This is a genomic window from Algorimicrobium algoritergicola, from assembly GCF_008086165.1.
In the GTDB taxonomy this organism is placed as follows: domain Bacteria; phylum Bacteroidota; class Bacteroidia; order Flavobacteriales; family Flavobacteriaceae; genus Algorimicrobium; species Algorimicrobium algoritergicola.
On sequence record NZ_VSKL01000001.1, the window covers coordinates 650,175 to 672,525 of the forward strand.

Here is a 22,351-nt window from a genome sequence, read left to right on the forward strand (position 1 = left end):
TTACGTAATTTTGCCAAAAATAAGATTATTAATATGAAGAAAATAGCGTTACTCGTTCTTTTTATATCGTTACTAGGTTGTAAAAAGGACTACACCCACGAAAATAGAATTAAAGAAGACGTCACTTTTTTAGCCGATGATAAATTAGAAGGTCGCGAAACGGGCACCAAAGGTGAACAAGAAGCGGCTGCATATATTGTGAAGCGTTTTGAAGAAATGGGAATTCAGGGCAAAGGAACAAACAACTTTTACCAGACCTTTACCTTCAAGCCAAAGAATGATCCACACGGTGAGGTAGCTTATACGGAAAATAGCAAAGATAGCACGATTACCGGAACAAACGTTTTAGGATATATTGATAATAAAGCCGAAAACACCATCATTATTGGTGCGCACTATGATCATTTAGGTTATGGCGCTCAAGGTTCACTTCATAAAGGTGAAAAAGCCATTCATAATGGTGCTGATGATAACGCCAGTGGTGTGGCAGTTATGTTGGATTTGGCAGGAAAATTAAAAGGTATTAATACAGCAAATAACTATTTGTTTATGGCATTTTCAGGTGAAGAAATGGGCTTATTAGGTTCTAATTATTTTGCTAAAAACCCGACTATTGATAGTAAAGCGGTGAGCTATATGATTAATATGGATATGGTTGGTCGTTTAAAGCAAGATAGCACTTTGGCTGTTTATGGAACTGGAACGTCGCCTATCTTTAAGCAGGTTTTAAAGTCACATAATGATAAGTTTAAATTAATTGAAAACGAATCTGGTGTGGGTCCAAGCGATCATACCTCGTTTTATTTAATTGATATTCCCGTTTTACATTTTTTCACAGGTCAGCATGAAGATTATCACAAACCTGGTGATGATTCCGAAAAGTTGAATTATGAAGGCATGGAAACCATTTCCAACTATATTTTTGATGTGATTACCGATTTAGACGACAATGGTAAATTAGCCTTCCAAAAAACCAAAAATGAAAGTGAGGAAACACCACGATTTAAAGTCGGTTTAGGTGTTGTACCAGATTATTTATATGATGGTGAAGGCATGCGTATTGATGGTGTAAGTGAAGATAAACCAGCACAAAAAGCCGGTTTATTAAAAGGTGATGTCGTGATTAAATTAGGTGATAGTACCGTTACAAATATGATGAGTTATATGCGTGCTTTATCTGTTTTTGATACGGGTGATAGTACGAAAGTAACCGTAAAAAGAGATGGGAAACCATTAGAAGTGGATTTAAACTTTTAGAGGTCAGAACGTAATGGCATAATTATTTTTCGGTTAGACTTTGGATTGTCAGGTTGCGCGCAGTCGAAACCTAATGTATGAGACGAATTGAAAAATATAAACTTTTAAGAAACTATATGCGATTTAACAAACAGGAATTTATAGCAAAAATACACTTGATTATTTCTGTGTCCATTGTTGTTCCTGTATCCATTATTTATGGATTTAACCCAGAATTGCAGTTTGATATTCATTTAAATACCATTGATGAGCATAATTTTTTTAAAGCCATCATGGGGCTCTATTTAGGGTTTTCAGCTTTGTGGATTTTAGGTGTTTTTAAATCGGAGTATTTAAAAATGGCGCTCGTTTCCAACTGTATTTTTATGCTAGGTTTAGGGTTTGGTCGCGTAATCAGTTATTTTTTAGATGGTATGCCAACATTTGGCTATCAATTTGGAACCATTGCCGAATTATTCCTTGGATTTTATGGCTTATGGGTTTTGAGAAATCATAATTAATTGCAGTTAAATATGATTTTTTATTGTGTACCAAAATCTATTTTTTTATTTATGTTTGAATCTTTTTAAATTTTCTTGGATTCATTTAAAACTTCCTAAATTGGCCTATCGAAGATTTATCGTAAAATTTGAAAATGAAGAAGCCGTAAAATTTTAGGCTGTTTGAGCGCGCAAAATTTTTAAAGTAAGCTAGATCTGTGATGCGAGTTCCTAAAATTTAGGCATCGAATGAAAAATTTAGATAAAGTTTCGTAAGCCTAGACTTTTTTGTTTCTTTTTTGGGCAATGAAAATCGAAGATTCACGAACACCTTATAGTAAAATAAGTAGGAGTGGTGAGTAAAAAAGAAAAGAAATCATTTTAAAGAATAAATGTATTTAGCAAAGAACTAAACCTAAATTATAAAAAGGTTATTGATAACTAGAAAAAGGCGTAATTTTGCCTAAAATAAGAAACACTTGGTAAAAATAGGTAACATAGAACTTCCCGACTTCCCACTGCTTTTAGCACCCATGGAAGACGTTAGCGATCCACCATTTCGCGCCTTATGCAAAGAACAAGGAGCTGATGTGGTATACACAGAATTCATTTCCAGTGAAGGTTTAATTCGCGATGCAGCAAAAAGCATCATGAAATTGGATATTTACGAAAAGGAACGTCCGGTTGGGATTCAAATATTTGGAGCCAATTTGGAAAGTATGTTGCAAACCATTGATATTGTTGAAAAATCCAATCCAGATATCATTGATATTAATTTTGGGTGTCCCGTGAAAAAAGTGGTTAGTAAAGGAGCAGGAGCTGGTATTTTAAAAGATATCTGCCTCATGGAACAACTCACTGCCGAAATGGTAAAACGTACCAATTTACCAGTTACCGTAAAAACCCGTTTAGGTTGGGATCATGATTCCATTCGTATTTTAGAAGTTGCTGAACGCTTGCAAGATGTCGGTTGTGCTGCCATATCTATTCATGGCAGAACACGTGCACAAATGTATAAAGGTAATGCCGATTGGGCACCAATTGCTGCCGTGAAAAATAATCCACGTATGCATATTCCTGTTTTTGGAAATGGCGATGTAGATACACCGGAACGTGCCATGGAAATGCGTGATGTTTATGGTTTAGATGGTTGTATGATAGGTCGCGCTTCCATAGGAAACCCTTGGTTTTTTAAGCAAGTGAAACACTTTTTTAACACAGGTGAGCATTTGGCACCAATTTCATTGGAAGAGCGCGTGGATGCTGCCAGACGTCATTTACAAATGGCTATTGACTGGAAAGGCGAAAAATTAGGTGTTTTTGAAACCAGACGTCATTATACCAACTATTTCAAAGGCATTCCGAATTTTAAAGAATACCGTATGAAAATGGTTACCAGTGATGATGCTGTGGATGTTTTCGCTGCTTTTGATGACGTTTTAGATACGTTTTCAGACTACGAATTCGCTCAATAACATAGTATTCTAAAGATTCTGTTTAATAGTCTTCTCATTCAGGATTCAAATGGTTAAAAATATATGAATTGTTTTAAGCTTCCTAAACATGGCCTATCGAAGATTTATCGTAAAATTTAAAAATGAAATCGAAGATTCACGAATACCAAAAAATAAAATATTAATGGATGAGTAAATGCCGGGAAATTTTAGGCTGTTTGAGCTAGCCTAATTTTTAAATTAATCAAGATTTTTCAAGCGAGTTCCTAATATTTAGGCATCGAATGAAAAATTTAGATAAAGGTTCGTAAGCCTAGATTTTTTTGGTTCGTTTTTTCATCAATGGAAAAAATGAATATGTTAATTATTTAGTCCATGATTGATTTGTAAAAACTATGCGAATCATGCCTTAATTCTTTTTAATAAAATCAATAACTAATTAAATTTTTAGTAATTCGAACGGAAGCGACTTTAGAAGCTAGAATACCCAAAACCGAAATAGTAATAAACACAATCAGAAAATTTTCCAATTTCAATCCCATAGGATAGGGTAGTGATGGTGTAATTTTAACCAAACCAAAACTGATTTGTGCTTGGACAATTAAATAGCCAACCAACAAACCAATTAAACCACCTACAACCGTCATTAAGGAACCTTGCAGAAAGAAAATTCGTCGAATATCCTTTACGGTTGCTCCCATGTGATAAAGCGTGTGTAGCGTTTTCTTTTTGTCCAGAATCATCATGATAATGGTTCCTACCACATTAAATAAAGCAATAATTAGAATAAGTGTGAAGATGAGGTAAACAGCCAAATATTCAGTGTTTAGCATTTTATAAAGTGCATCATTTAACTGTTCGGTATTTTTTAAAATTACTTTATCGCCTAAAACAGTTGAAATAGCTTCGCGAGCATCGGCTTCGCTGACGCCTTCACGTATTTTAAATTCTAAAGCAGTGACTTGATTGTCATCATAATTCAATAAATAACGCGCCATATCAATAGGTGCATAAATGTATTTATCATTTGTAGCTTCGTTAATATCAAAAACACCAACATTAATAGCTTTTACGCTAGTAAAGGCTTGTTTAACATCGGTTACTTGACCTTTTCCTGGTTTTGGAATGTATAATTCAACTGATTTCCCATAATCCATAACACCAATATTAAGTCTATTGGCAATTCCCCAACCGGTCACTATTTGGTTTGATTTTTCAGAAAACCAACTTCCAAGTGGTACCACAGAATCGATTGCATTTACCGATTCAAAATTTTCATCAACGCCTTTTATATAAGCATTTGGGTAGTTCCGGTCTTCAAATGTGATAAAAACACGGTCTTCAACAATTTGAGAAAAGGATACAATATCCGGATGGTTTTGAAGTGTACTTAATTCTTCCGAAGAAATTTTAAACGATTTTCCAACAGCCGCTTCCGCTTTTAAATCGGGATCTATTAAGGATGTAAATTGGAGTGTAAAATCTTTAAGTCCGGCAAAGCCAGAAAGGACAATAAATAAAGATAAAGCGCCTAAAATGACACTGACAGCGGCAATTCCTGTAATAAAATTAATGGCATTGTTGCTGCTTTTAGAAAGCAAATACCGTTTCGCTATGTAGAGTGAAAAATTCATAAATTACGAGACCTACAGGCGTTTTTCAATACAAGCTGGCTGTTTTTTGAAACTGATTTAAAACCGATTATGATTTTTTACGATTATCTAAAAGATCGGGATCCTTAATAGGATTTTCTGTTCTTTTTAATGATTTTTCAATCCCATCAATATACTCTAATGAATCGTCCACAAAAAATTCTAATTGTGGCATGCGTCGTAATTGATGTCTAGTTCGTTGGGCTAATTCATGCTTTATAAGTGGTGCGTTAGAACGGATTCCAACTAATAATTCTTTAGCTTTAGCATTCGGGAAAATACTTAAATATACTTTAGCAACTGATAAATCTACAGTTACTTTAACCTTCGAAACCGAGATTAATACACCTCGCATACCACCTTCACTAGCAGCTTTTTGAAGGATTTCAACTAGGTCGCGCTGTAAAACCGATCCTATCTTTTTTTGTCTTTGACTTTCTTCCATGGTGCAAAAATACGCATATTTAAAGATTATTGTATTTTTGAAGATAATAAAATAGTTTTAATTAAAAGAGATTTCCGCTTTCGTGGAGAATTAATATGAATAAAATTGAACATATAGGTATTGCCGTTAAAAGTTTAGAAACATCGAATGACTTATTCGCTAAACTTTTTAATGCGCCTCATTATAAAATAGAAGAAGTGGCTAGCGAAGGTGTCAATACCTCATTTTTTCAAGTAGGTACTAATAAAATTGAACTTTTGGAGGCTACAAATCCGGATAGCCCAATAGCTAAATTTATTGAAAAACGCGGCGAAGGCATTCATCATATTGCGTTTGATGTGGATGATATTGAAGCGGAAATTAAGAGACTGGAAGCAGAGGGTTTTACGGTTATAAATAAAACACCTAAAAAAGGAGCCGATAATAAATTGGTTGCTTTTTTACATCCAAAATCTACTAACGGCGTTTTGATTGAGTTATGCCAAGAGATAAAGGAATAAAAATACTTTGAGAGTATTAAAATATGTAGTAATATTGCACTCTCTTTGAAAAAAGAGAAACCAGAAGTTAGCCTTGCGCTAATGGGTCCTATAACTCAGCTGGTTAGAGTATCTGACTCATAATCAGAAAGTCCCTGGTTCGAGCCCAGGTGGGACCACTTTTAAAATCAAGCACTTACAAATTTATTGTAGGTGCTTTTTTATTTTGCCTGCAACATATCGACAACAATTAGTAAATTTGAGATATGAATACATTTCAACCTACAGCAATTGTAAACTTTCAGAACTTTATACACTCATCTAATATTGAACGTTTAATAAAAAATTTTATTAAACAGCATGTTAACGAAGAAGAGCAACCATTAAACATTGACAGCTCCAAAGGAATAATAACCTACTATAATGACATTGATGATAAGGTTCTAGAAATAAAATTTGAAACCCAATTAAAAGAGTTACTTTGGAAGGTTACCAATGATATTAAAGTTGAAATTGACTTATCTAATGCCATGCTTTCTCAAAAGGAAAAGAAAAAATACTGGGACACAATTTTAATGTCATTTGATTTTATGTTAGAAAGTAATCAAGGTGTCTTTTCTACTTTTCCCATTTGTATTAAACCTTCAGAAGAAATAAAGGACTATCTAAAAATAAAATACCAGTTTCCTTTTGAAAACCAATATGATAGTCCATCATACTTCACTTTAAAACGAAATTATTCAAGAGCGGATTTAAAAAAAATCTACAATTTCATGGATGACTTCTCATTCATAGATGCAGATAAATACAGTTTTGATGATTTCTTTTCTATATTTAATTACAAAGATGTAAAGTTAGTACTGCAATTTGATACTTCTACTGAAGTTATGGTATGTTTATTAAGCGAAATATCTTATTTGTACACAGACTTTACTAGAAAAAAGATTCATGAATCTGCAAGATTTATAACTAAATCGGGTAAGGTACTTTCAGTTAGTAATTATGAAAACACTATAAAACGAATTGAAAGTAAGAGTAATTCAGACCTTAATAATATTAGGAAATTCTTTTCTGAAAACTTTCCAAAATAGACTCACACTTTCCCTCACACACTTCTCACACATAGCGATTTTTAGTTTTTATTAACTCTAATATTGTGCCATAATCCGATACCTAAATTTTATGCTAGCAAGGTGTCATAAAAACATGAGATATGGAAAATACAGAGAATGTAGACTATCTTCAGAGAGTACAAATAATTGCTCTCAAAGAGATATTGAGTTTTAAAGAAGCACTAATTTATTTAGATGTAAGCAAATCCTTTTTATACAAATTAACACATAAGAAATCTATAGAGTTTACTAAACCAAACGGAGGTAAAATCTATTTCAGAAAGTCAGATTTAGATAGCTGGATGTTACAGAGTCAATCTCGAAGTGCAAGAGTTTTAGAAGAAGATATTTTTAATCATTTAAAAAGAAACGGCAATGGAAAGAAGACACATTGATAAGCATGTCTATAATCGACTACCTGAAGACTTAATTAAGTTAACAGAGCCTTTTGAAAGCAGAGAAAAGGATATAGTATTGTTGTCAAGTTTAGGGGTTTTGAGTAGCTGTTTGCCTAATGTTAATGGAGTTTATGATGGGGATTTTGTTTATCCTCATCTGTACTTGATGGTCATTGCACCAGCAGCATCAGGAAAAGGCGTAATGAACTATTCAAGACTACTTATAGAGCCAATTCACGACAAGATTTTTCAAGAAAGCAAAGCGGACTACTTAATATGTGAAGAAAGTAATAAAAACAGAAAAAATGATGAGGCATTATGTTCAGAAGTAAAAGTGAAAATTTTACCAGCTAATATCAGTAGCGCAGAAATGCATTCGTTTTTAGAGTCAAGTGAACATGGACTATTAATAATGGAATCGGAGGCAGATACTTTGAGTAATATGCTTAAAAATGATTGGAGTAATTATTCTGATGTTTTAAGAAAGGCATTTCATCATGAACCAGTATCTGTGAGTAGAAAAACAGATAAAGTTTTTGTTGAAGTTAAAGAGCCAAAGTTGTCTATGGTAATAAGTGGAACACCAGACCAATTGAAACCCTTGATAAAATCAAGAGAAAATGGTTTGTTCTCTAGGTTTATGATTTACAATTTTGATGAAATCACAGACTTTAAAGATGTTTTTGCTGCGAAAACCAGAAATAATAAAATAGTATTTGATGAGTTGGGTAAAGATATATTCAATTTGTATGGCGAATTAGCTAAACTTGATAAGCCGATAGAGTTCTGTTTCACAGACCAACAAAAAGAGAAATTCTTAAGCATTATAAGACCTATAAGAGCTGATATTGTTAATAACCATTCACAATCTTTTATTTCAAACCTACATAGGCATGGATTAGTATTTTTTAGAATTGCTATGATTTTGACTGTTTTAAGAAATAAAGAAAATCTTGGTTCAGAGGATATAATTTATTGTTCTAATAACGACTTTTTGGTTGCTTCACAACTTATGAAAACATTATTAAGGCATAGTCAATTTACCTTTAACTCTATTGAAACAGGAGACTTATCAATACAAGATGAGAATATTTTAGATGACTTGAAATCTACCTTCACAAGGCAAGAAGCTATTGATATAGGCGTAAAGTATGACATCCCTTTAAGAACTATGGACGACAAATTAGTTCAATGGAAAAAAAGAAAATACATTTTTAAGCACAGCAGAGGTAAATACAAAAAACGAATGTAAGTATGTAATTACTGCAATAACTGTAAAGGCTACTCCAATTTCTGGAGTAGTCTTATTCAAAAAATAAAATAAAAGATTATGATAAGAGCAACAATAAAATTGATGCTAGATGGGAAACCTATGGCTAATGGCGACTATGCTGTTTACTTAAGAATTTTGAAAGATAGAAAGCAAAAGAAAATTAGTATTGGCTTATCCTGTATGAAAGAAAACTTTGTAAACGAATCATTTTCAAAGCAGCATCCAAGCTACCAAACAGAAAATGAAATACTATTAAAACTAAAAGGAAGAGCATTAGAAATTATAAGATCATTTAAACTTAACCATAACAATTTTACTTTAGAAGAGTTTGAAGAAGCCTTTAGGGGGGTTAAAACAAAACAAAAAGTAAATGTGATTGACTTTTTCAATGAAATAATTAGTGAAATGACAAGGTCAGGAAGGATTAGTAATGCTAAAGCTTATAACGATACTAAAGACTCTTTAAAGAAGTTTAAAGGAAAGAACTTTAGCTTTGAAGATGTTACATCTACATTTTTAGAAAAGTATGAAGTATTCTTAAGAGAAACCGGAAGTAAAAATGGAGGCATTGCATTTAGAATGCGTGAATTTAGGTCTATTTTTAATAAGGCTAGAAAACGAAAATTAATCCCAAAAGAACCTTATCCATTTGAAGATTATAAAATTTCAAAGTTGAAAACAGAATCTAATAAAATAGCTTTGACATTAGAGGAGTATAAAGCAATAAAAAAAGTAGACTTAACGAGTCAACCACATTTGTTAGAAGCTTACAATTATTTTCTGTTTTCCATTTTGACTAGAGGAATGAATTTCCAAGATATGATGCTACTGAAATGGAGCAATATCAGAAACGGAAGAATTTATTACACGAGGTCTAAAACTAAAGGGAAGATTAACCTAGAGATTATTCCATCTGTGCAAGTATTTTTAGACTATTACAAAGCGCAGAATAGACCCACCCAGTTTGTATTTCCAATATTACTGAAAGAGGATTTAAGCCCGCAACAAATAGCTTATAGAAAACAAAAAGTATTGAGAAGATATAACTTAAAACTAAAAGAAATAGCAAAATTGGCAGGAGTTAATAAACCAATTACTTCATATGTTGCAAGACATAGTTTTGCTACTATTTTAAAAATGAAAGGGACTCCAATTGAAAAGATTTCAGAAATGATGGGACATAGTGATGTATCAATAACTATAGCCTATTTAAAAGAATTTTCAGATGAGGATTTAGACATAGAAAATCGAAAGTTTAATGACCTCTAAAGTTTTGTAGAACAAAATTAACAAAAGCACTTTATCAGTTTGATGAGGTGCTTTTTCATTATGTACTGAATCTATTCACGACAAACTTAAAATTTTAATATTAACCTTAAAAAACAAAAACTATGCAATTAAGACAATCAGAAAGAAAACAAGCCAAGATTAAAATGGCTCTACAAGGAAGTAGTGGCTGTGGGAAGAGTTTAAGCTCGCTTTTGCTAGCCAAAGGATTGAGTAATGGTAATTTAGCTAAAGTGGCTGTAATTGATACAGAAAATGGTTCAGCAGACCTTTACGCGCATTTGGGTGACTATAATGTGTTACAGTTGCAACCACCATTTACACCAGAGAAATACATTGAAGCCATTGAGGTTTGTGAAAAAGCTGGAATGGAAGTAATTATTTTAGATTCTATATCTCAAGTATGGGATGAACTCTTGGATTTTCATTCTAAACTACCTGGCAATTCATTCGCTAATTGGAGTAAAGTTACACCTAGGCAAAAAGCATTTATAAATAAGATTTTACAAGCAGATGTCCATGTTATAGCAACTATGAGAACGAAACAGGACTATGTACTGCAACTAAAAGATGGAAAATATGTTCCTGAAAAAGTAGGGCTTAAAGCCGTACAAAGAGATGATGTTTCTTATGAATTTACCATAGTATTTGATATAGACATCAAGCACTTTGCCGTGGCAAGTAAAGATAGAACCAATTTGTTTTCTGGAAAGCCAGAATTTATGATTAACACTTCCACAGGAAAACGCATTTTAGATTGGTGCACTTCGCCTATAAAAGAGGAAGATGTAAAACTGAAAATTGAGGACTGTCTATCTGTAAGCCAGTTACTGGAACTGTATAAAGAACATCCAAGTTTTCAGTTGCCATTAAAAGCTTCATATCAAGCTAAAAAAGACCAATTAGAAAAATTAACTAACCCACAAAACTTTTCACAAAATGGAAATAGTATCAGCAACAGAGTTTAGTAAGCAACGTAATGGAGTATTTAATAATCCTGCAGGTATTCCTGAAATTGTGCATCCTTTGCAAATACCTACAGAAAATAAAGTATATCCACACAACCCATTTATAGAGGCTAACACAAAAGAGGTTAGCCTTTCTACTTTAAAGCAGGATTGCATTATTCCAGTATTTTCGAAAGATAACGAAATGACTCTAGCACATCAAGAGTTTATAGAAATAGCTCAAAACTGTGTTAGTAAGGTGTTTTCTCATCATACTATTGAAGTGCCTGAAATTAGAGTTTCTCACCAAATAAAAGGTAGAACTGCTGATGCTATTTACAAACCAGTAAAGGAGCTTTTAGAGCATGAGAAAACACAGTATTTTGAAAGAATGGCATTCATCATTAGAATACCATCTATTACAGAGAATATAAATGGTCATGATGTTTCGTTAACAGTTGGAGGTGTTAGAGCTTACAACCAAGAAAACCTTTATAATAGGAAAACTTATGAAAAGTTTAAATTTTTTATAGGTTTTCAAAATATGGTGTGTTGTAACCTATGTATTTCTACAGATGGTTATCAAGACGAAATGCGAGTAGGTAACTATTCTGAATTACAGTCTAAAATTATGGACTTAATAGAGAATTATAATGCACAATCTCATTTACAGGAAATGAAGCAGTTATCTCAACACAGTATAACTGAAAAACAATTCGCTCAACTTATAGGTCGAGCAAGATTATATAACTTTTTACCTAAACAAGAGAAATCTCAAATTCCAGAATTAATGCTAAATGAAGGACAAGTTTCTACAGTAGCTAAAGACTATTATCAAGATGAAAGCTTTTGTAGAAATGAGAATGGAGATATTAACCTTTGGAAAGTATATAATCTTTTTACCAGAGCTAATAAGAGCTCTTATATAGACTCTTTTCTATCTAGAAATGTCAATGCCTTTGATTTTACTCAAGGTCTGGCAAATGCCATCAATGATGATTCTAAACATCGTTGGTTTTTGAGTTGAGTGAATGCCCAGCTTCTTTAATTAGGAGTTGGGTTATTTTCTTTTGGTTTAGATTTAATTAAAGAATCTACTTTTACTTGCTCTACTTTTAAAGAGTTTATTTTTTTACTAAAATCTTGCTTGATGGAAATTTCCACCATATCTATTGATCGATTTAAACTGTATAACGTAAAAGAAAATAAAGCAATGGATAAAACAATAAGCAACCAAGATTGTATTTTTTTGAAGCCTCTTGTGAATAAGAAGATTGTGGAAACCATTATTAACAAGCAGCTACCTATAATACCAGTAAATAATAATGCTTGATAAAACTCATTAACAAAAGAGAAGGAAGGTATGCTTGCAAGAATAAAAGCCATTATGGCGGTAAACACACCTATTGTTTCAAGTGTTTTAACTTGATTGGTTTTAATTTCACTTTGAAGTTCTTTTATAGTTGTGAATTCCTTGTTTAAAGCAGCTACTGATAAGATTAATTGTTTTAATCCTTTAAGTTTTTCACTTATTTCCTCATAATTATTCTCGCTTTCTTCATGAGGCAATGGTAAAATAATGGATGAAGCGTAAAAAATATCAAGTTCATCAATATTAGAGTTTATTAGACATTCTTCGTATGGGAGTTGAAATAATAAATTATGGTTATTTTTGGACCACTTTAACTTTTCCTTATATAGTTTAACTGCACCCAATAGAGTATCTAATTCATCTTTATCTTTTATGGATTGCTCTAGCTTCTGTCTGTTTTGAAATTTAGATTCTAGTAAATTTAATTTATAAGTTATGTACTTTGATTCAGTGAAGAAATTGTCAATGTTACATTTTTTCTGAATCTTTTCAATTTTTTCTTTTAATTTTTTAACTTTTACTTCCTCTAGTTCTTTTTGTTTTAGTAAAAAAGAGAATTGATTATTCAATGCATATAAATAAGTCTTATTGTAAATAAATCTTTGTTCTGAAGTAGAATTCTCTTTATATCTATGTTCAAACTCTTTAACAACCTCTTTAAGATTAAGATAATCCTTGTTTACATCCTTATAATATTTTAAAAGAAGAATCAATTTCAATGAAGATAAAGTGTTATAACTTTCATGTTTAAAGTTATTTGTGAAGGAACTCAACTTACTTTTCCAATCATCCACCTCATAGTAACACTCTATGTATTCTTTCCAATTCTGTAATTTACTTAAGCTTGGATTGTACTTAATATCATCAGTTGATATGAATAGTTCATCATCAATTATATAAGCTTTTGAAACTTTGAAGTCTCTATTTTTGAAGCTCTTCTGTCTGATTTCCCATTTAAACTTTAAAAAGTTTAATTTCTCTTTAATTAGTATAAAATATTTAGAAAGTTGATGCTCTTTAATAGAGTTTTCTAATTGATTGATAATCCGATACATTGATACATCATCATTAAAAAAATGATCAACTCTGTAAAGATATATAATCGAATTGTAGAATTCGATTTCTTTTTTTCTCTTGGAATTGGAAACCTCATTAAAAAACTTTACCGTGTCAAAATGAGCTTCATATATAATATCGATATTAGGGTTTTCATTTTGTGATTGAACTAATTTGATAAAATTTAAGTATAAATTACTATAAACTTTAAGTATATCAATATACCCCTTCTTAAGAGTTGTTAGTAAAAACTCTTGAGAATTAAAATTGTTCCCTGGTATAGTATTTAAAAGTAAATTTGATTTAATTTTTAATTCTTCAATCTCGGTAATGATATTTTTTGTTTCTAAAGTGTACTCACCTGCAATTAAAGATTTATAGAAAACATCAATAGTTATATTAGTTAATTCATCAACTTTTGATTGTATGATAGCTTTATTTACATCAAGGATGTCTTCATTTTCTTCAAAATAATCTTCTAACCAATCTTCTTTAAAGGTAGTATTTAGATGCGTTAATATATCAGAAAAGATTAAGGGCAAAATTTATAATTTTTATAGTTGATAAATTTTGTCTTCGGATTTTATATCAGAAATAGAAATGCGTTCACTTCTATTTCCATTAGATTCGGCTTTTTTATAGTTTAATTGCCAAGAATACCAAGAATGACTTAAGTCAACTAAATCAAAAGAAGAATATCTAATCAAATCTATATTGATGCTTTTTAACTTGTTAACTGCTTCATCGATTCTAAACCTAATTGTCTTATCAATTGTATTAACATTAAAGGTATCTTTAATTATTGTAGATGTGTTATTTATAGTTATATTAGGTAAGCTTCCATTTTTAATGAAATCATATATCTCACTTTCTACATGTCCATAAGGCATGGCCACAAAATCATTAAATAAATCATCTAGTAATGAGGACTCTGAATCTTTTGTAGTTCCAACAGCGGAAACAAAGAACAAGAGTTTTAAGGCTTTTAAAACACTAATGTCATTTTGTTCATTGTCTGTAACTTCTTTGTGCCATTGGACTAATTTGAACAACAGGTACTCAAATGCAGATATCTTATCAGAGTTCATAATAATTTCAGATTGAGTTAGTTTATTGCAAAAGTAAGATAATATATTTAATTGGAATTCCAAAATACAAAATCTTAAGTTTTTTATAAAGATTTAAAGCCCTCTAATTACCTCAATCACACTCCTAGCAGTATAAGTATTCTCAACATCTTTAGTTTCAAATACCATAAAGTATTTAAAGTCATCCCCGGCCTTTTCAGCCCAAGTCTTACCTAAAATATTTTTATTTCTGCTGTCATCATTATCAAAAACATCTCCTTTAGTTTCCAACAGGATAATGTTTCCTTTTTTAGTGTAAAGAATAAAATCTGGATAATGATTAGAACTAAAACCGTTTAAAGCAAATCCTTTTCCTCTTTCAAGGTTCCTATGCCAAAACTCTATATTTTCAAGAGAAGAAACATCCATAATCATGTTTTGCTCAAAGTTATTCATGCTAGCTTCCCTGTCATAAAGCGATTTTCCAATAGTGGTGCTCGGATTTAAAAATGATAGAGATTCTGGAAATGTGAAATTTTCTTTAACAATTATCTTGTTACTATCTATAAGCACCTTAAAACGTTCTTTAGCATAGGTATTGGTTAGCTCGTTTATCTTATCTCTAATCTTCTTTACATATATAAAATCATTGTCTACAATGTCTCTAATTTGCTCACTAGAAAGATTATCAAAAATCCTGCTCACATATTTTTGTAGCTCTTGTTGAGAAATTGGGGTCATATCTCCAAGCTTGTTAACTATAATGCTGCTTATTTGATTTATTTGTGATGCTTTAGGTTTAGCCAGAATGGTATCAGTAAGCATTCTTTTTGCTATTTTAGAAAAACTTTTTACAGTAGCTGTTTTCTTGTTTTCATCAAAATCGACTGCTGTTATTTGTTTAGAAAGTTCATCAAAACTAACTTGTGTGCTATAATTTGATAGCTTAAAACCATCTAATAAACTGACCTTGTTTAGGTATTGATCTTCTGAATTTAATTCTTCAAATAAGCTGATTTCTCCCAACTCATCATCTTCCACTTTTTTAAAGAATTGGGGTAATTTAATATTGGGAACTAAATCTTTAAATTGTGTGTCTAGCTTATAGACTTTAGGCGCCGTTTTCATGATGTCTGTAAATATGGAAGTGGTATCATCAATTTCAAGATCATTTACTTTTTGCTCAAAAGTTTGTCCTTCAACTTTAGCTCTTTCAGTTATTTGAGATACTAAAGTGTTTTGCTGACTGATGGTTTCTAAAGTTACTTCGTCATTTGGATTAAAGGCAACTTCATTAACATCAAAATCTTCATCGGAATGTATGTAACTGTCTGGTTTAGGTTCTTCAGAAAACAAGTTTTGGGTTAATATTTCATTCGGAGTTAATTCTTCTTCTGGAGCTTCTTCGGCATAATAATCATCTTTACTAAAACCTGACTCTTGTAAGCCTTTAACAATACTATCTAAAGTTTCATTGAATTTCGATGACGCTGTTAACACAAAAGACATATTTAATAAAGCTTCCTTGTGTTTTACCACATAAGGCTGTCTTAAAACGCGACCTAAAATTTGTTCCACTTCTACAGCTGAAGATTTGTCAGCCAAGGAGGCTAGTATGTAAGCATTAGGACAATCCCAACCCTCTTTTAAAGCATTTATTGTAATGATGTATTTAACAGGGCAATTTTTAGACATGAGGTCTATGCCTTTTAATTCGTCAATGCCACTTGTCTTAATCTTGATTTGTTCTTCTGGAATTTGAAGCTTTACTAGCTGGTCTTTTATCTTTTGAAAAGTGGTGTTATCTTTTCCTTTGATGTTGGACTGCGCTTGAAATAAAATTATGGGTCTTATGTATTTTCCTGTTAGCTTTTCTTCTTCAATAGCCAATAGTTCTAACTGCCTTTGAAGGTGTAAGGCACTGGTAATAACTTCTTCTTTTTTGTGGTGATTGTAAACCACTACAGGAAGTTTTACCATGTTTTCCTTTTTTAATGCTAATGCATTTACAAAAGAAATAATATTGCTATTCTCTTTAGGAGTAGCAGTTAAGTCCAATACTAAAGATGGATTTAGGTTGTTGAGCATTTCTACACTTAAATCACTTTCGGCATTGTGGCTTTCATCTACTATAACAATAGGGTTTAAGCTTCTTATTATATTAATTAAAGCAGTTTCATCTGTATCTGGCAATACCAATTCTTTATCTACAATAATGTTTCTGAAACTCTCTAATGCGCCATTTTCTTGAAAAACCTTTCTGTCATCCTTTTTTCTGGAATTAATGCGTAAACTACTAAAGTTGAATACAAAAATATTAAGTTGTTCTGTTACTGAAGTTGGATTGAAATTAGCGCCTTGAAGTAACTGATCTTTTTCATACACTTCAACTCTATTACCAAATAAGCTATTGAGTTTTTCTCTATAGGGGTGATTAGGGTTTGAAAGGTTGTCTACAGTTTGTTGTAGTAAATTAGACCAAGGCACTAACCAAACCACAGCTTTTGTATTGCCTTGATTAAAGTGCCTATTTATGGTATGAATGGCATTACAAGCTATAAATGTTTTACCACCAGCAGTGGGCACTTTAATGGCTATATGTACAGCATTAGGAACATTATCCTTGTAGGGTTTCATGCCTGTAAAAGAACCATCTAACTGCGGGGTGTAGGGCATTCCTAATTTATCTTCCCAATATTGGTTAAATGCTTTTGCAGGTGTAGGCTCTTTTTGAACATAAGATAAAAAGTGCTCTAAATCTTTAATTACTCTATGTTGGTATGGTTTTAATTCCATTTTTTACTTCTTATTTAATTTCTTAATTTCCTTATCAAAATCAGAAATTATTTTTTGAGTTTTATTAAAAACCTCATATTCAGTTATTGCTTTTTTGTCTGCTTGAATTTTTGAAATTTTTCCTTTTCCTTGTAAAACTTTATAGTCATTAAAGTTTAAAAACTTGTTTACACTTTCGGCTAAACCATTCATTGTAAATGTATTTTCCCTTTCTATCAGACCTTCAATATAATCAAAGTAAGAAGTTACTGTTCTTTCCAACTGTTTTATTTCCTTTTCTTGCAGGTAGTTTTTAGCTATAACTACATCTTGTTTTAAAACCCGGCCATCAGGGCTGTTTTTCCATGTAGTAAGACCCATTTTATCTGCTTTTTTATTGGCTTTGGTAAAAATGATTTCTGGTGCTGTTTTTCCTGTAATGGCAAAATGAAACTTGTTCTGAATCATGGCATAGAAGCTTTTTGTAATGTCAGAGCTCTTGTCATAATCTATACAGCATTCAGCAAAAATATCGGTAACTTGTTGGTAAACTCTCCTTTCACTAGCTCTAATTGAACGTACTCTTTGTAAAAGTTCTTTAAAGTAATCCTTGCCAAACATGGACTGTCCTTGTTTTAATCTATCATCATCCATAACAAAACCTTTAATAATATATTCTTTTAAGGTTTTGGTAGCCCATATTCTAAACTGGGTTGCTTTACTAGAGTTTACGCGATAACCGACAGAAATTATGGCATCCAAATTATAATGCTTTACCTTGTAGTTCTTGCCATCTGATGCAGTTGTCGAGAAAACCTCGGTAACTGAATTCTCGCTTAATTCATTGCTTTCAAATATGTTTTTTAAATGTAGAGATATATTATCTATAGAACAATCAAATAACTGTGACATAGCTTTTTGCGAAAGCCATAACATTTCATTTTGAAGTAAAACATCAACTCTTACTTCCCCACTTGGAGCTGTATATAAAATAAATTTCTTTAAAGTTTCGTCCATAATCTAAAAGCGGGTTATATCTCTTGGTATCTTTTTAAACACAATATTGTATTTATCCATAATAGTTTGGTCTAGCAAACAGTTGTCTGCATATATAATGTACTGGCTAGCTTTAGTTTTTATAGACCTTAAAAAGCTTTCATCTAAAGTTGTCATACTATCATTTTGGTAGTAAAAATAACAAGCCGTACCATTTTTAGCACCTAATAAGTAAGCTTCTTTTGGTTTTTTAAAGGGTTGTTTGGCTTCACTGTACCAAACATATTCTAGTATTTTATCTAATTCAATCTCCTCATTTAAAAAACCGTCATCTAAAAACAAAGGCTGCCCTAACTCATAATATGTAAAATCGCCACCTGTACCTTCAACTACTTTTTTATCTTCTCCATAGCCATTAATGACTCTTTTTACGCGTTCAGCTGTTATGGTATTGGCGTAGTCTTCCATTTCTACTAAAATGAATTTTCTATTGGCATTATCCTCTTTATTTAAGTTTAAGACTGCATGAGCTGTAGTTCCAGAGCCAGAAAATGAATCTAGTACAATTGAGTTGTCATCAGTAGTTTGGTATATTAATGATTCTATGAGAGAGATAGGTTTTGAATAATCAAAAACTTTATTTCCAAAAATTTCATTTAAGGCTTTAGTGCCCTCGGTATTAAGTCCAGAAACAAGTTTTAGTTTTCTGTTTTTTGTTGTGGGCTTTTCAATCCATGTTGATACAGGATTAATTGTAGATTTTAAATCACTTAAAAACCTTTTTGTCATAGGTCTTTTACTTGAATCATCAGGAAAATAGACTCTTCCTGATTTAATTCTTTCTTCCATTGATTCAGGAATATAAGCCCAAACTCTAGACTCGCTAGCAGGAAATACCATCCCGTTTTTTGGATTTATTAAATCATAAAATTGATTAGGTCTTTGGCTTTTAGTCATTCCCACTGTCAAATCACCTAAAACCCAAGGTCCATTAGGGTCATTGTCTGGATTAGTATAGCCTTTATAATCTTTGTCTTCTCCTCTAATTACTTGCTGTTTAAATCGGGAATAGCATAGTATATATTCATGGTCTACAGAAATATTGTTTTGTGATAATTGAGAAGAAGAGCGTCTTTTCCATACGAAGGTTGACATATAGTTAGAATGTCCAAAAATTTCATCACAAATAGTCTTAAGATGTCCATATTCAGAATCATCAATACTAATAAAGATTACGCCTTTAAATGACAGTAACTTTTGTAGTAACTTTAATCTTGGATACATCATGCAAAGCCATTTATCATGTCTGCTTAAATCTTCACTTTCTTTACCTACTACTTGTCCTAACCATTTTTTTAGTTTAGGGTCACTCACGTTATCATTATATACCCAACCTTCATTACCTGTATTATAAGGTGGGTCAATATAAATACAATCAACTTTACCTTCATATTCTGGTAATAAACTTTTTAAGGCTTCCAGGTTATCGCCATGTATTATTTTGTTATCAGAAGAAGTATCATTGGTTTCTTTGCCATTAGCAAAGGTGTATTGAGGCTCTAAAGTTTTAAAAGGTACATCTTGATGATGGTTAATTACTTTTTCTTTTCCTATCCAGTTTAATGTTGGCATATAGTTAGTTCTTTACTTCTGTTTTAATTCTTTTTAAGGCTAATTTAATGGCGTCTACGGCTACATCTTCTCCCTTTACATCTTCATATATTTTTTCGCTTAACCATAACTTTAAAAGCTGGCGGTGTTCTATATCTAAAGCTATGGCAAGTTTTTCAATTTGCTCTCTTGTTGGTTTTCTATCTCCTTTTTCAATTTTGCTTATTAAAGCCGTATCTACATCTATCATAGAAGCTACTTCACGCAATAATAGGTTTTTAGTTTCCCTTTTAGATTTTAATAATTCTGATAATATCATTTAGTAGTCAAATTATAGCTTGTCAAATAATGTCTAAATCTAACTAGAAAATTTGGTATAAAAAATTTTTGAAATAATATTTTTTTGATGCTCTGTGAGGGAACAAATTACCCTCTCTCAACACCCGCACTAATTTACAGGAGGAATCCTCCCCCTACCACTATTTTAGAAATGAAATTTTACAGGCAGGATAATAAATTCAAGGTGATAGTTGAGGTTTATTTTCTGTGAGTATTTCATTTTCTGCGTGGTTTACTACAACTCAAAAATTTTAGAAACAATGGTTAGAATTATTAATTACAAAGAAAGACAAAAGGAGGATGGTACATCATTTTTTGTTTTGGAACTGCAAGGTGGCATTGAAATGGTGCAATCTAAAGAAACGGGCAGCTTTTATGCTACTGCCAAGAAAACTTATATTCCTTCAACATTTGATGAAGATGTATGTGCAGCTTTAATAGGAACAGAAATGGCGGGTAAAATTGTTAAAGAATCGTGTGAACCTTTTACCTATACCATTAAAGAAACAGGTGAAGAGGTTACATTAAATCACAGATGGGTTTATGCAGCAGAGGATGTTGTAAAACCAAAGCGAGAAACGTTTATGCCTAATCATAACGTAATTGCAAAGTCTGAAGTGTTTTCTAAAAACGGTATTTTGGAACCAACAATGTAAAAAATATTAGCCTAGTCTATAAATTATAGATTGGGCTATATGTTTTATTGCTCCCATTGTTTCAGACCTAGAGAAATAAAAGAGAGCCTTATTATATTGGATATATAATTAATTTTAAAGGTAAGAGCTTATAGGTGTAAAATGGTTTAGAAAAGCCTAAAGAAAGAAAAGAACCAAAAGAAAGAAACCTTATATAGTTTTCCTCTTTACCATATTATAAAAATTTGAGAAGAATTTCGCTGAAGTGTTTCAGAAAGAAACTTCTTTGTCAAAGGTGTATATAAAAAATTAGAATATAGCAGTAATTATTAATTATCTTCCTAGGGAACTAAATTTTATTAATATGAAAATATCAGAAATAAGTGTTTCATATTCAGGTGGAAACAAAATGAAACAAAAGGTAAGAAACAGTAAAGACAGCTATGATATTTTATTAGGATGTTGGGATAAAAATATTATAGAATTACAAGAAGAATTTAAAGTTTTACTGCTAAATCGTAGTAATTCGGTCTTGGGCATATATGCACTTTCTAAAGGTGGTGTTTCAGGAACAGTAGTAGATCCTAAACTGGTGTTTAGTGTAGCTTTAAAATGTAATGCAAGTAACATTATCATAGCGCATAATCATCCTAGTGGAAACTTATCCCCAAGTGAAGCTGATAAACGGATAACTATAAAATTGAAGAAAGCTGGAGAGTTTTTGGATATTGAACTGTTAGACCATGTAATTATTACAAAAAGTGGTTTTTATAGTTTTGCAGATAATGGATTGATAAAATAATCTTATAGTCCCGTTTTTTCCAAAGTTACATTTAGTGATTTGGAAAAAAAGGGGACTTTTTGTCTTTTGTGTATTTGTTAATGGAAGTGGAGGCGGTATTCAAGAACAAATTACTGAACCATATAAGCTTTACAGATAGTTATTAATAGCTAAATATTAATTCTTGGCCTCTAGGTTTACAATATCGCATAGACCAATACCCAGATTATCAGCAATTCGTTTTAAAGTGTATAAAGTAGGGTTAGTGCCATCAGCTTCTAAAAGACTTAAATTAGATTTTTCAATCTTGCATTTAGCAGCAAGGTCTTGTTGAGCAATACCTTTTTCCTCTCTTAACATTTTAACTCGCTTTCCAATTGCTAACTGAAGTTGCTCTTTATCATCCATTTTAAACTACTTATTATCTAGTTATTAAAAATGATAATTAAGTGTATTGTTTTGGTTATCATAAATGATAAAACAAGTATGTTTGTTGAATAAATTAAAATATTGTGATATGAAATTTTTAAAATATTTGCTCTTTATTATTGTTGCTTTTCTATTAATTCTGTTAGTTGATATTGTTTTTTTTTACTTTATGAAAGAATATGCTAGTATGGGAATTCTCATGCAAATAATTATTGCAATTGCGTCAGGTACTTTAGGTTTAGCAATGATTAGTTTGGCTACTACCTGGGTAACCGAGTATATTTCTGAAATATCCCCTAGTCTTAAATTTGCTTCTAGGACATTTATTATATTAAGTATTTTGAATGTGCTTTTTTGGTTAATTTTTATTTGGCAAGAGGATAATTTAGGAGTTTTCGCATCTATAGTACTTTCAATTCTGATTCTATTTATAACTTTTAGTTTTTGTTCAGCAAACACAGGTCCTAAAATATCTGCAATGATGAAGGAAAAGGAGTTGATTTAGAA

At 31.5% G+C, this 22,351-nt stretch carries 22 protein-coding genes and 1 tRNA gene; 14 read left to right on the plus strand and 9 right to left on the minus strand.

Annotated features, from left to right (window positions below):
- Positions 1–33 precede the first annotated feature (33 nt).
- The 3 genes from ES675_RS03095 to dusB all read left to right on the plus strand — a co-directional run bounded on the left by ES675_RS03095 (position 34) and on the right by dusB (position 3,211).
- Positions 34–1,257, plus strand: coding sequence for a M28 family peptidase (locus ES675_RS03095; RefSeq protein WP_066254432.1), 1,224 nt, complete (start codon positions 34–36; stop codon positions 1,255–1,257).
- A 77-nt stretch (positions 1,258–1,334) separates the two neighbouring features.
- Positions 1,335–1,757 (plus strand): DUF4345 domain-containing protein, encoded by a 423-nt coding sequence (locus ES675_RS03100; protein ID WP_231931315.1) that lies wholly within the window; start codon positions 1,335–1,337, stop codon positions 1,755–1,757.
- Between the two features lie 458 nt (positions 1,758–2,215).
- Positions 2,216–3,211 carry a tRNA dihydrouridine synthase DusB gene (gene dusB / locus ES675_RS03105; RefSeq protein WP_066254429.1) on the plus strand — a complete coding sequence of 332 codons (996 nt, stop codon included), beginning with the start codon at positions 2,216–2,218 and terminating at the stop codon, positions 3,209–3,211.
- A gap of 407 nt (positions 3,212–3,618) precedes the next feature.
- Here the strand turns inward: dusB and ES675_RS03110 are convergent, their stop codons facing one another.
- Both ES675_RS03110 and rbfA read right to left on the minus strand, forming a co-directional pair.
- Positions 3,619–4,824 carry an ABC transporter permease gene (locus tag ES675_RS03110; RefSeq protein ID WP_066254425.1) on the minus strand — a complete coding sequence of 402 codons (1,206 nt, stop codon included), beginning with the start codon at positions 4,822–4,824 and terminating at the stop codon, positions 3,619–3,621.
- 67 nt (positions 4,825–4,891) lie between these two features.
- Positions 4,892–5,287, minus strand: coding sequence for a 30S ribosome-binding factor RbfA (gene rbfA, locus ES675_RS03115; protein ID WP_066254419.1), 396 nt, complete (start codon positions 5,285–5,287; stop codon positions 4,892–4,894).
- 95 nt (positions 5,288–5,382) lie between these two features.
- On the opposite strand from rbfA, the gene mce reads away from it, so the two are divergent.
- From mce to ES675_RS03155, 8 genes are all read left to right on the plus strand, one after another.
- Positions 5,383–5,787 carry a methylmalonyl-CoA epimerase gene (mce, locus tag ES675_RS03120; protein WP_066254415.1) on the plus strand — a complete coding sequence of 135 codons (405 nt, stop codon included), beginning with the start codon at positions 5,383–5,385 and terminating at the stop codon, positions 5,785–5,787.
- A gap of 84 nt (positions 5,788–5,871) precedes the next feature.
- Positions 5,872–5,945 (plus strand) — tRNA-Ile (locus tag ES675_RS03125).
- 87 nt (positions 5,946–6,032) lie between these two features.
- Positions 6,033–6,857, plus strand: coding sequence for a hypothetical protein (locus ES675_RS03130; protein WP_066254412.1), 825 nt, complete (start codon positions 6,033–6,035; stop codon positions 6,855–6,857).
- Positions 6,858–6,979: 122 nt separating this feature from the next.
- Positions 6,980–7,273, plus strand: a complete 294-nt coding sequence (locus ES675_RS03135; RefSeq protein ID WP_066254408.1) for a helix-turn-helix domain-containing protein — start codon at positions 6,980–6,982, stop codon at positions 7,271–7,273.
- Positions 7,254–8,528 carry a DUF3987 domain-containing protein gene (locus ES675_RS03140; RefSeq protein WP_066254404.1) on the plus strand — a complete coding sequence of 425 codons (1,275 nt, stop codon included), beginning with the start codon at positions 7,254–7,256 and terminating at the stop codon, positions 8,526–8,528. Before ES675_RS03135 ends, ES675_RS03140 begins: the two co-directional genes overlap by 20 nt.
- 78 nt (positions 8,529–8,606) lie before the next feature.
- Positions 8,607–9,818: a site-specific integrase gene (locus ES675_RS03145; protein WP_066254401.1), complete on the plus strand. Its 1,212-nt coding sequence runs from the start codon at positions 8,607–8,609 to the stop codon at positions 9,816–9,818.
- Positions 9,819–9,940: 122 nt separating this feature from the next.
- Complete coding sequence (locus tag ES675_RS03150) at positions 9,941–10,804, plus strand: AAA family ATPase (protein WP_066254399.1); 864 nt, start codon at positions 9,941–9,943, stop codon at positions 10,802–10,804.
- On the plus strand, positions 10,776–11,810 hold the full coding sequence (locus ES675_RS03155) for a DUF3871 family protein (RefSeq protein WP_066254396.1): 1,035 nt from the start codon (positions 10,776–10,778) through the stop codon (positions 11,808–11,810). The genes ES675_RS03150 and ES675_RS03155 overlap by 29 nt, the downstream gene beginning before the upstream one ends.
- 17 nt (positions 11,811–11,827) lie before the next feature.
- Here the strand turns inward: ES675_RS03155 and ES675_RS03160 are convergent, their stop codons facing one another.
- The 6 genes from ES675_RS03160 to ES675_RS03185 form a co-directional block, all read right to left on the minus strand.
- Complete coding sequence (locus ES675_RS03160; protein WP_148367253.1) at positions 11,828–13,753, minus strand: hypothetical protein; 1,926 nt, start codon at positions 13,751–13,753, stop codon at positions 11,828–11,830.
- A 12-nt stretch (positions 13,754–13,765) separates the two neighbouring features.
- On the minus strand, positions 13,766–14,263 hold the full coding sequence (locus tag ES675_RS03165) for a type II toxin-antitoxin system antitoxin SocA domain-containing protein (RefSeq protein ID WP_170244064.1): 498 nt from the start codon (positions 14,261–14,263) through the stop codon (positions 13,766–13,768).
- Positions 14,264–14,392: 129 nt separating this feature from the next.
- Entirely contained in the window at positions 14,393–17,074 is a 2,682-nt protein-coding gene (locus tag ES675_RS03170) for a DEAD/DEAH box helicase (RefSeq protein WP_066246960.1), read from the minus strand.
- Positions 17,075–17,077: 3 nt separating this feature from the next.
- The gene (locus tag ES675_RS03175) at positions 17,078–18,070 is read right to left on the minus strand and encodes a virulence RhuM family protein (RefSeq protein ID WP_066246962.1); all 993 of its coding nucleotides are present in this window, start codon (positions 18,068–18,070) and stop codon (positions 17,078–17,080) included.
- 3 nt (positions 18,071–18,073) lie between these two features.
- Positions 18,074–19,681, minus strand: coding sequence for a site-specific DNA-methyltransferase (locus ES675_RS03180; RefSeq protein WP_066246968.1), 1,608 nt, complete (start codon positions 19,679–19,681; stop codon positions 18,074–18,076).
- 4 nt (positions 19,682–19,685) lie between these two features.
- Positions 19,686–19,979, minus strand: coding sequence for a helix-turn-helix domain-containing protein (locus ES675_RS03185; RefSeq protein WP_066246971.1), 294 nt, complete (start codon positions 19,977–19,979; stop codon positions 19,686–19,688).
- A 280-nt stretch (positions 19,980–20,259) separates the two neighbouring features.
- On the opposite strand from ES675_RS03185, the gene ES675_RS03190 reads away from it, so the two are divergent.
- Both ES675_RS03190 and ES675_RS03195 read left to right on the plus strand, forming a co-directional pair.
- Entirely contained in the window at positions 20,260–20,655 is a 396-nt protein-coding gene (locus ES675_RS03190; protein ID WP_066246974.1) for a hypothetical protein, read from the plus strand.
- A gap of 343 nt (positions 20,656–20,998) precedes the next feature.
- Entirely contained in the window at positions 20,999–21,436 is a 438-nt protein-coding gene (locus ES675_RS03195; protein WP_066246977.1) for a JAB domain-containing protein, read from the plus strand.
- 156 nt (positions 21,437–21,592) lie between these two features.
- Here the strand turns inward: ES675_RS03195 and ES675_RS03200 are convergent, their stop codons facing one another.
- On the minus strand, positions 21,593–21,823 hold the full coding sequence (locus ES675_RS03200; RefSeq protein ID WP_066246980.1) for a helix-turn-helix domain-containing protein: 231 nt from the start codon (positions 21,821–21,823) through the stop codon (positions 21,593–21,595).
- 109 nt (positions 21,824–21,932) lie between these two features.
- Between ES675_RS03200 and ES675_RS03205 the strand changes: the two genes are divergently transcribed.
- The gene (locus ES675_RS03205) at positions 21,933–22,349 is read left to right on the plus strand and encodes a hypothetical protein (RefSeq protein WP_066246983.1); all 417 of its coding nucleotides are present in this window, start codon (positions 21,933–21,935) and stop codon (positions 22,347–22,349) included.
- Positions 22,350–22,351: the final 2 nt, after the last annotated feature.

Coding starts and splice junctions, on each gene's coding strand:
- ES675_RS03140 (WP_066254404.1), top strand. CDS start 7,254: ATGGAAAGAAGACACATTGATAAGCATGTCTATAATCGACTACCTGAA.
- ES675_RS03170 (WP_066246960.1), bottom strand. CDS start 17,074: ATGGAATTAAAACCATACCAACATAGAGTAATTAAAGATTTAGAGCAC.
- ES675_RS03190 (WP_066246974.1), top strand. CDS start 20,260: ATGGTTAGAATTATTAATTACAAAGAAAGACAAAAGGAGGATGGTACA.
- ES675_RS03200 (WP_066246980.1), bottom strand. CDS start 21,823: ATGGATGATAAAGAGCAACTTCAGTTAGCAATTGGAAAGCGAGTTAAA.
- ES675_RS03205 (WP_066246983.1), top strand. CDS start 21,933: ATGAAATTTTTAAAATATTTGCTCTTTATTATTGTTGCTTTTCTATTA.
- ES675_RS03135 (WP_066254408.1), top strand. CDS start 6,980: ATGGAAAATACAGAGAATGTAGACTATCTTCAGAGAGTACAAATAATT.
- ES675_RS03100 (WP_231931315.1), top strand. CDS start 1,335: ATGAGACGAATTGAAAAATATAAACTTTTAAGAAACTATATGCGATTT.
- ES675_RS03110 (WP_066254425.1), bottom strand. CDS start 4,824: ATGAATTTTTCACTCTACATAGCGAAACGGTATTTGCTTTCTAAAAGC.
- ES675_RS03155 (WP_066254396.1), top strand. CDS start 10,776: ATGGAAATAGTATCAGCAACAGAGTTTAGTAAGCAACGTAATGGAGTA.
- rbfA (WP_066254419.1), bottom strand. CDS start 5,287: ATGGAAGAAAGTCAAAGACAAAAAAAGATAGGATCGGTTTTACAGCGC.
- ES675_RS03150 (WP_066254399.1), top strand. CDS start 9,941: ATGCAATTAAGACAATCAGAAAGAAAACAAGCCAAGATTAAAATGGCT.
- ES675_RS03095 (WP_066254432.1), top strand. CDS start 34: ATGAAGAAAATAGCGTTACTCGTTCTTTTTATATCGTTACTAGGTTGT.
- mce (WP_066254415.1), top strand. CDS start 5,383: ATGAATAAAATTGAACATATAGGTATTGCCGTTAAAAGTTTAGAAACA.
- ES675_RS03130 (WP_066254412.1), top strand. CDS start 6,033: ATGAATACATTTCAACCTACAGCAATTGTAAACTTTCAGAACTTTATA.
- ES675_RS03195 (WP_066246977.1), top strand. CDS start 20,999: ATGAAAATATCAGAAATAAGTGTTTCATATTCAGGTGGAAACAAAATG.
- ES675_RS03145 (WP_066254401.1), top strand. CDS start 8,607: ATGATAAGAGCAACAATAAAATTGATGCTAGATGGGAAACCTATGGCT.
- ES675_RS03175 (WP_066246962.1), bottom strand. CDS start 18,070: ATGGACGAAACTTTAAAGAAATTTATTTTATATACAGCTCCAAGTGGG.
- ES675_RS03180 (WP_066246968.1), bottom strand. CDS start 19,681: ATGCCAACATTAAACTGGATAGGAAAAGAAAAAGTAATTAACCATCAT.
- ES675_RS03185 (WP_066246971.1), bottom strand. CDS start 19,979: ATGATATTATCAGAATTATTAAAATCTAAAAGGGAAACTAAAAACCTA.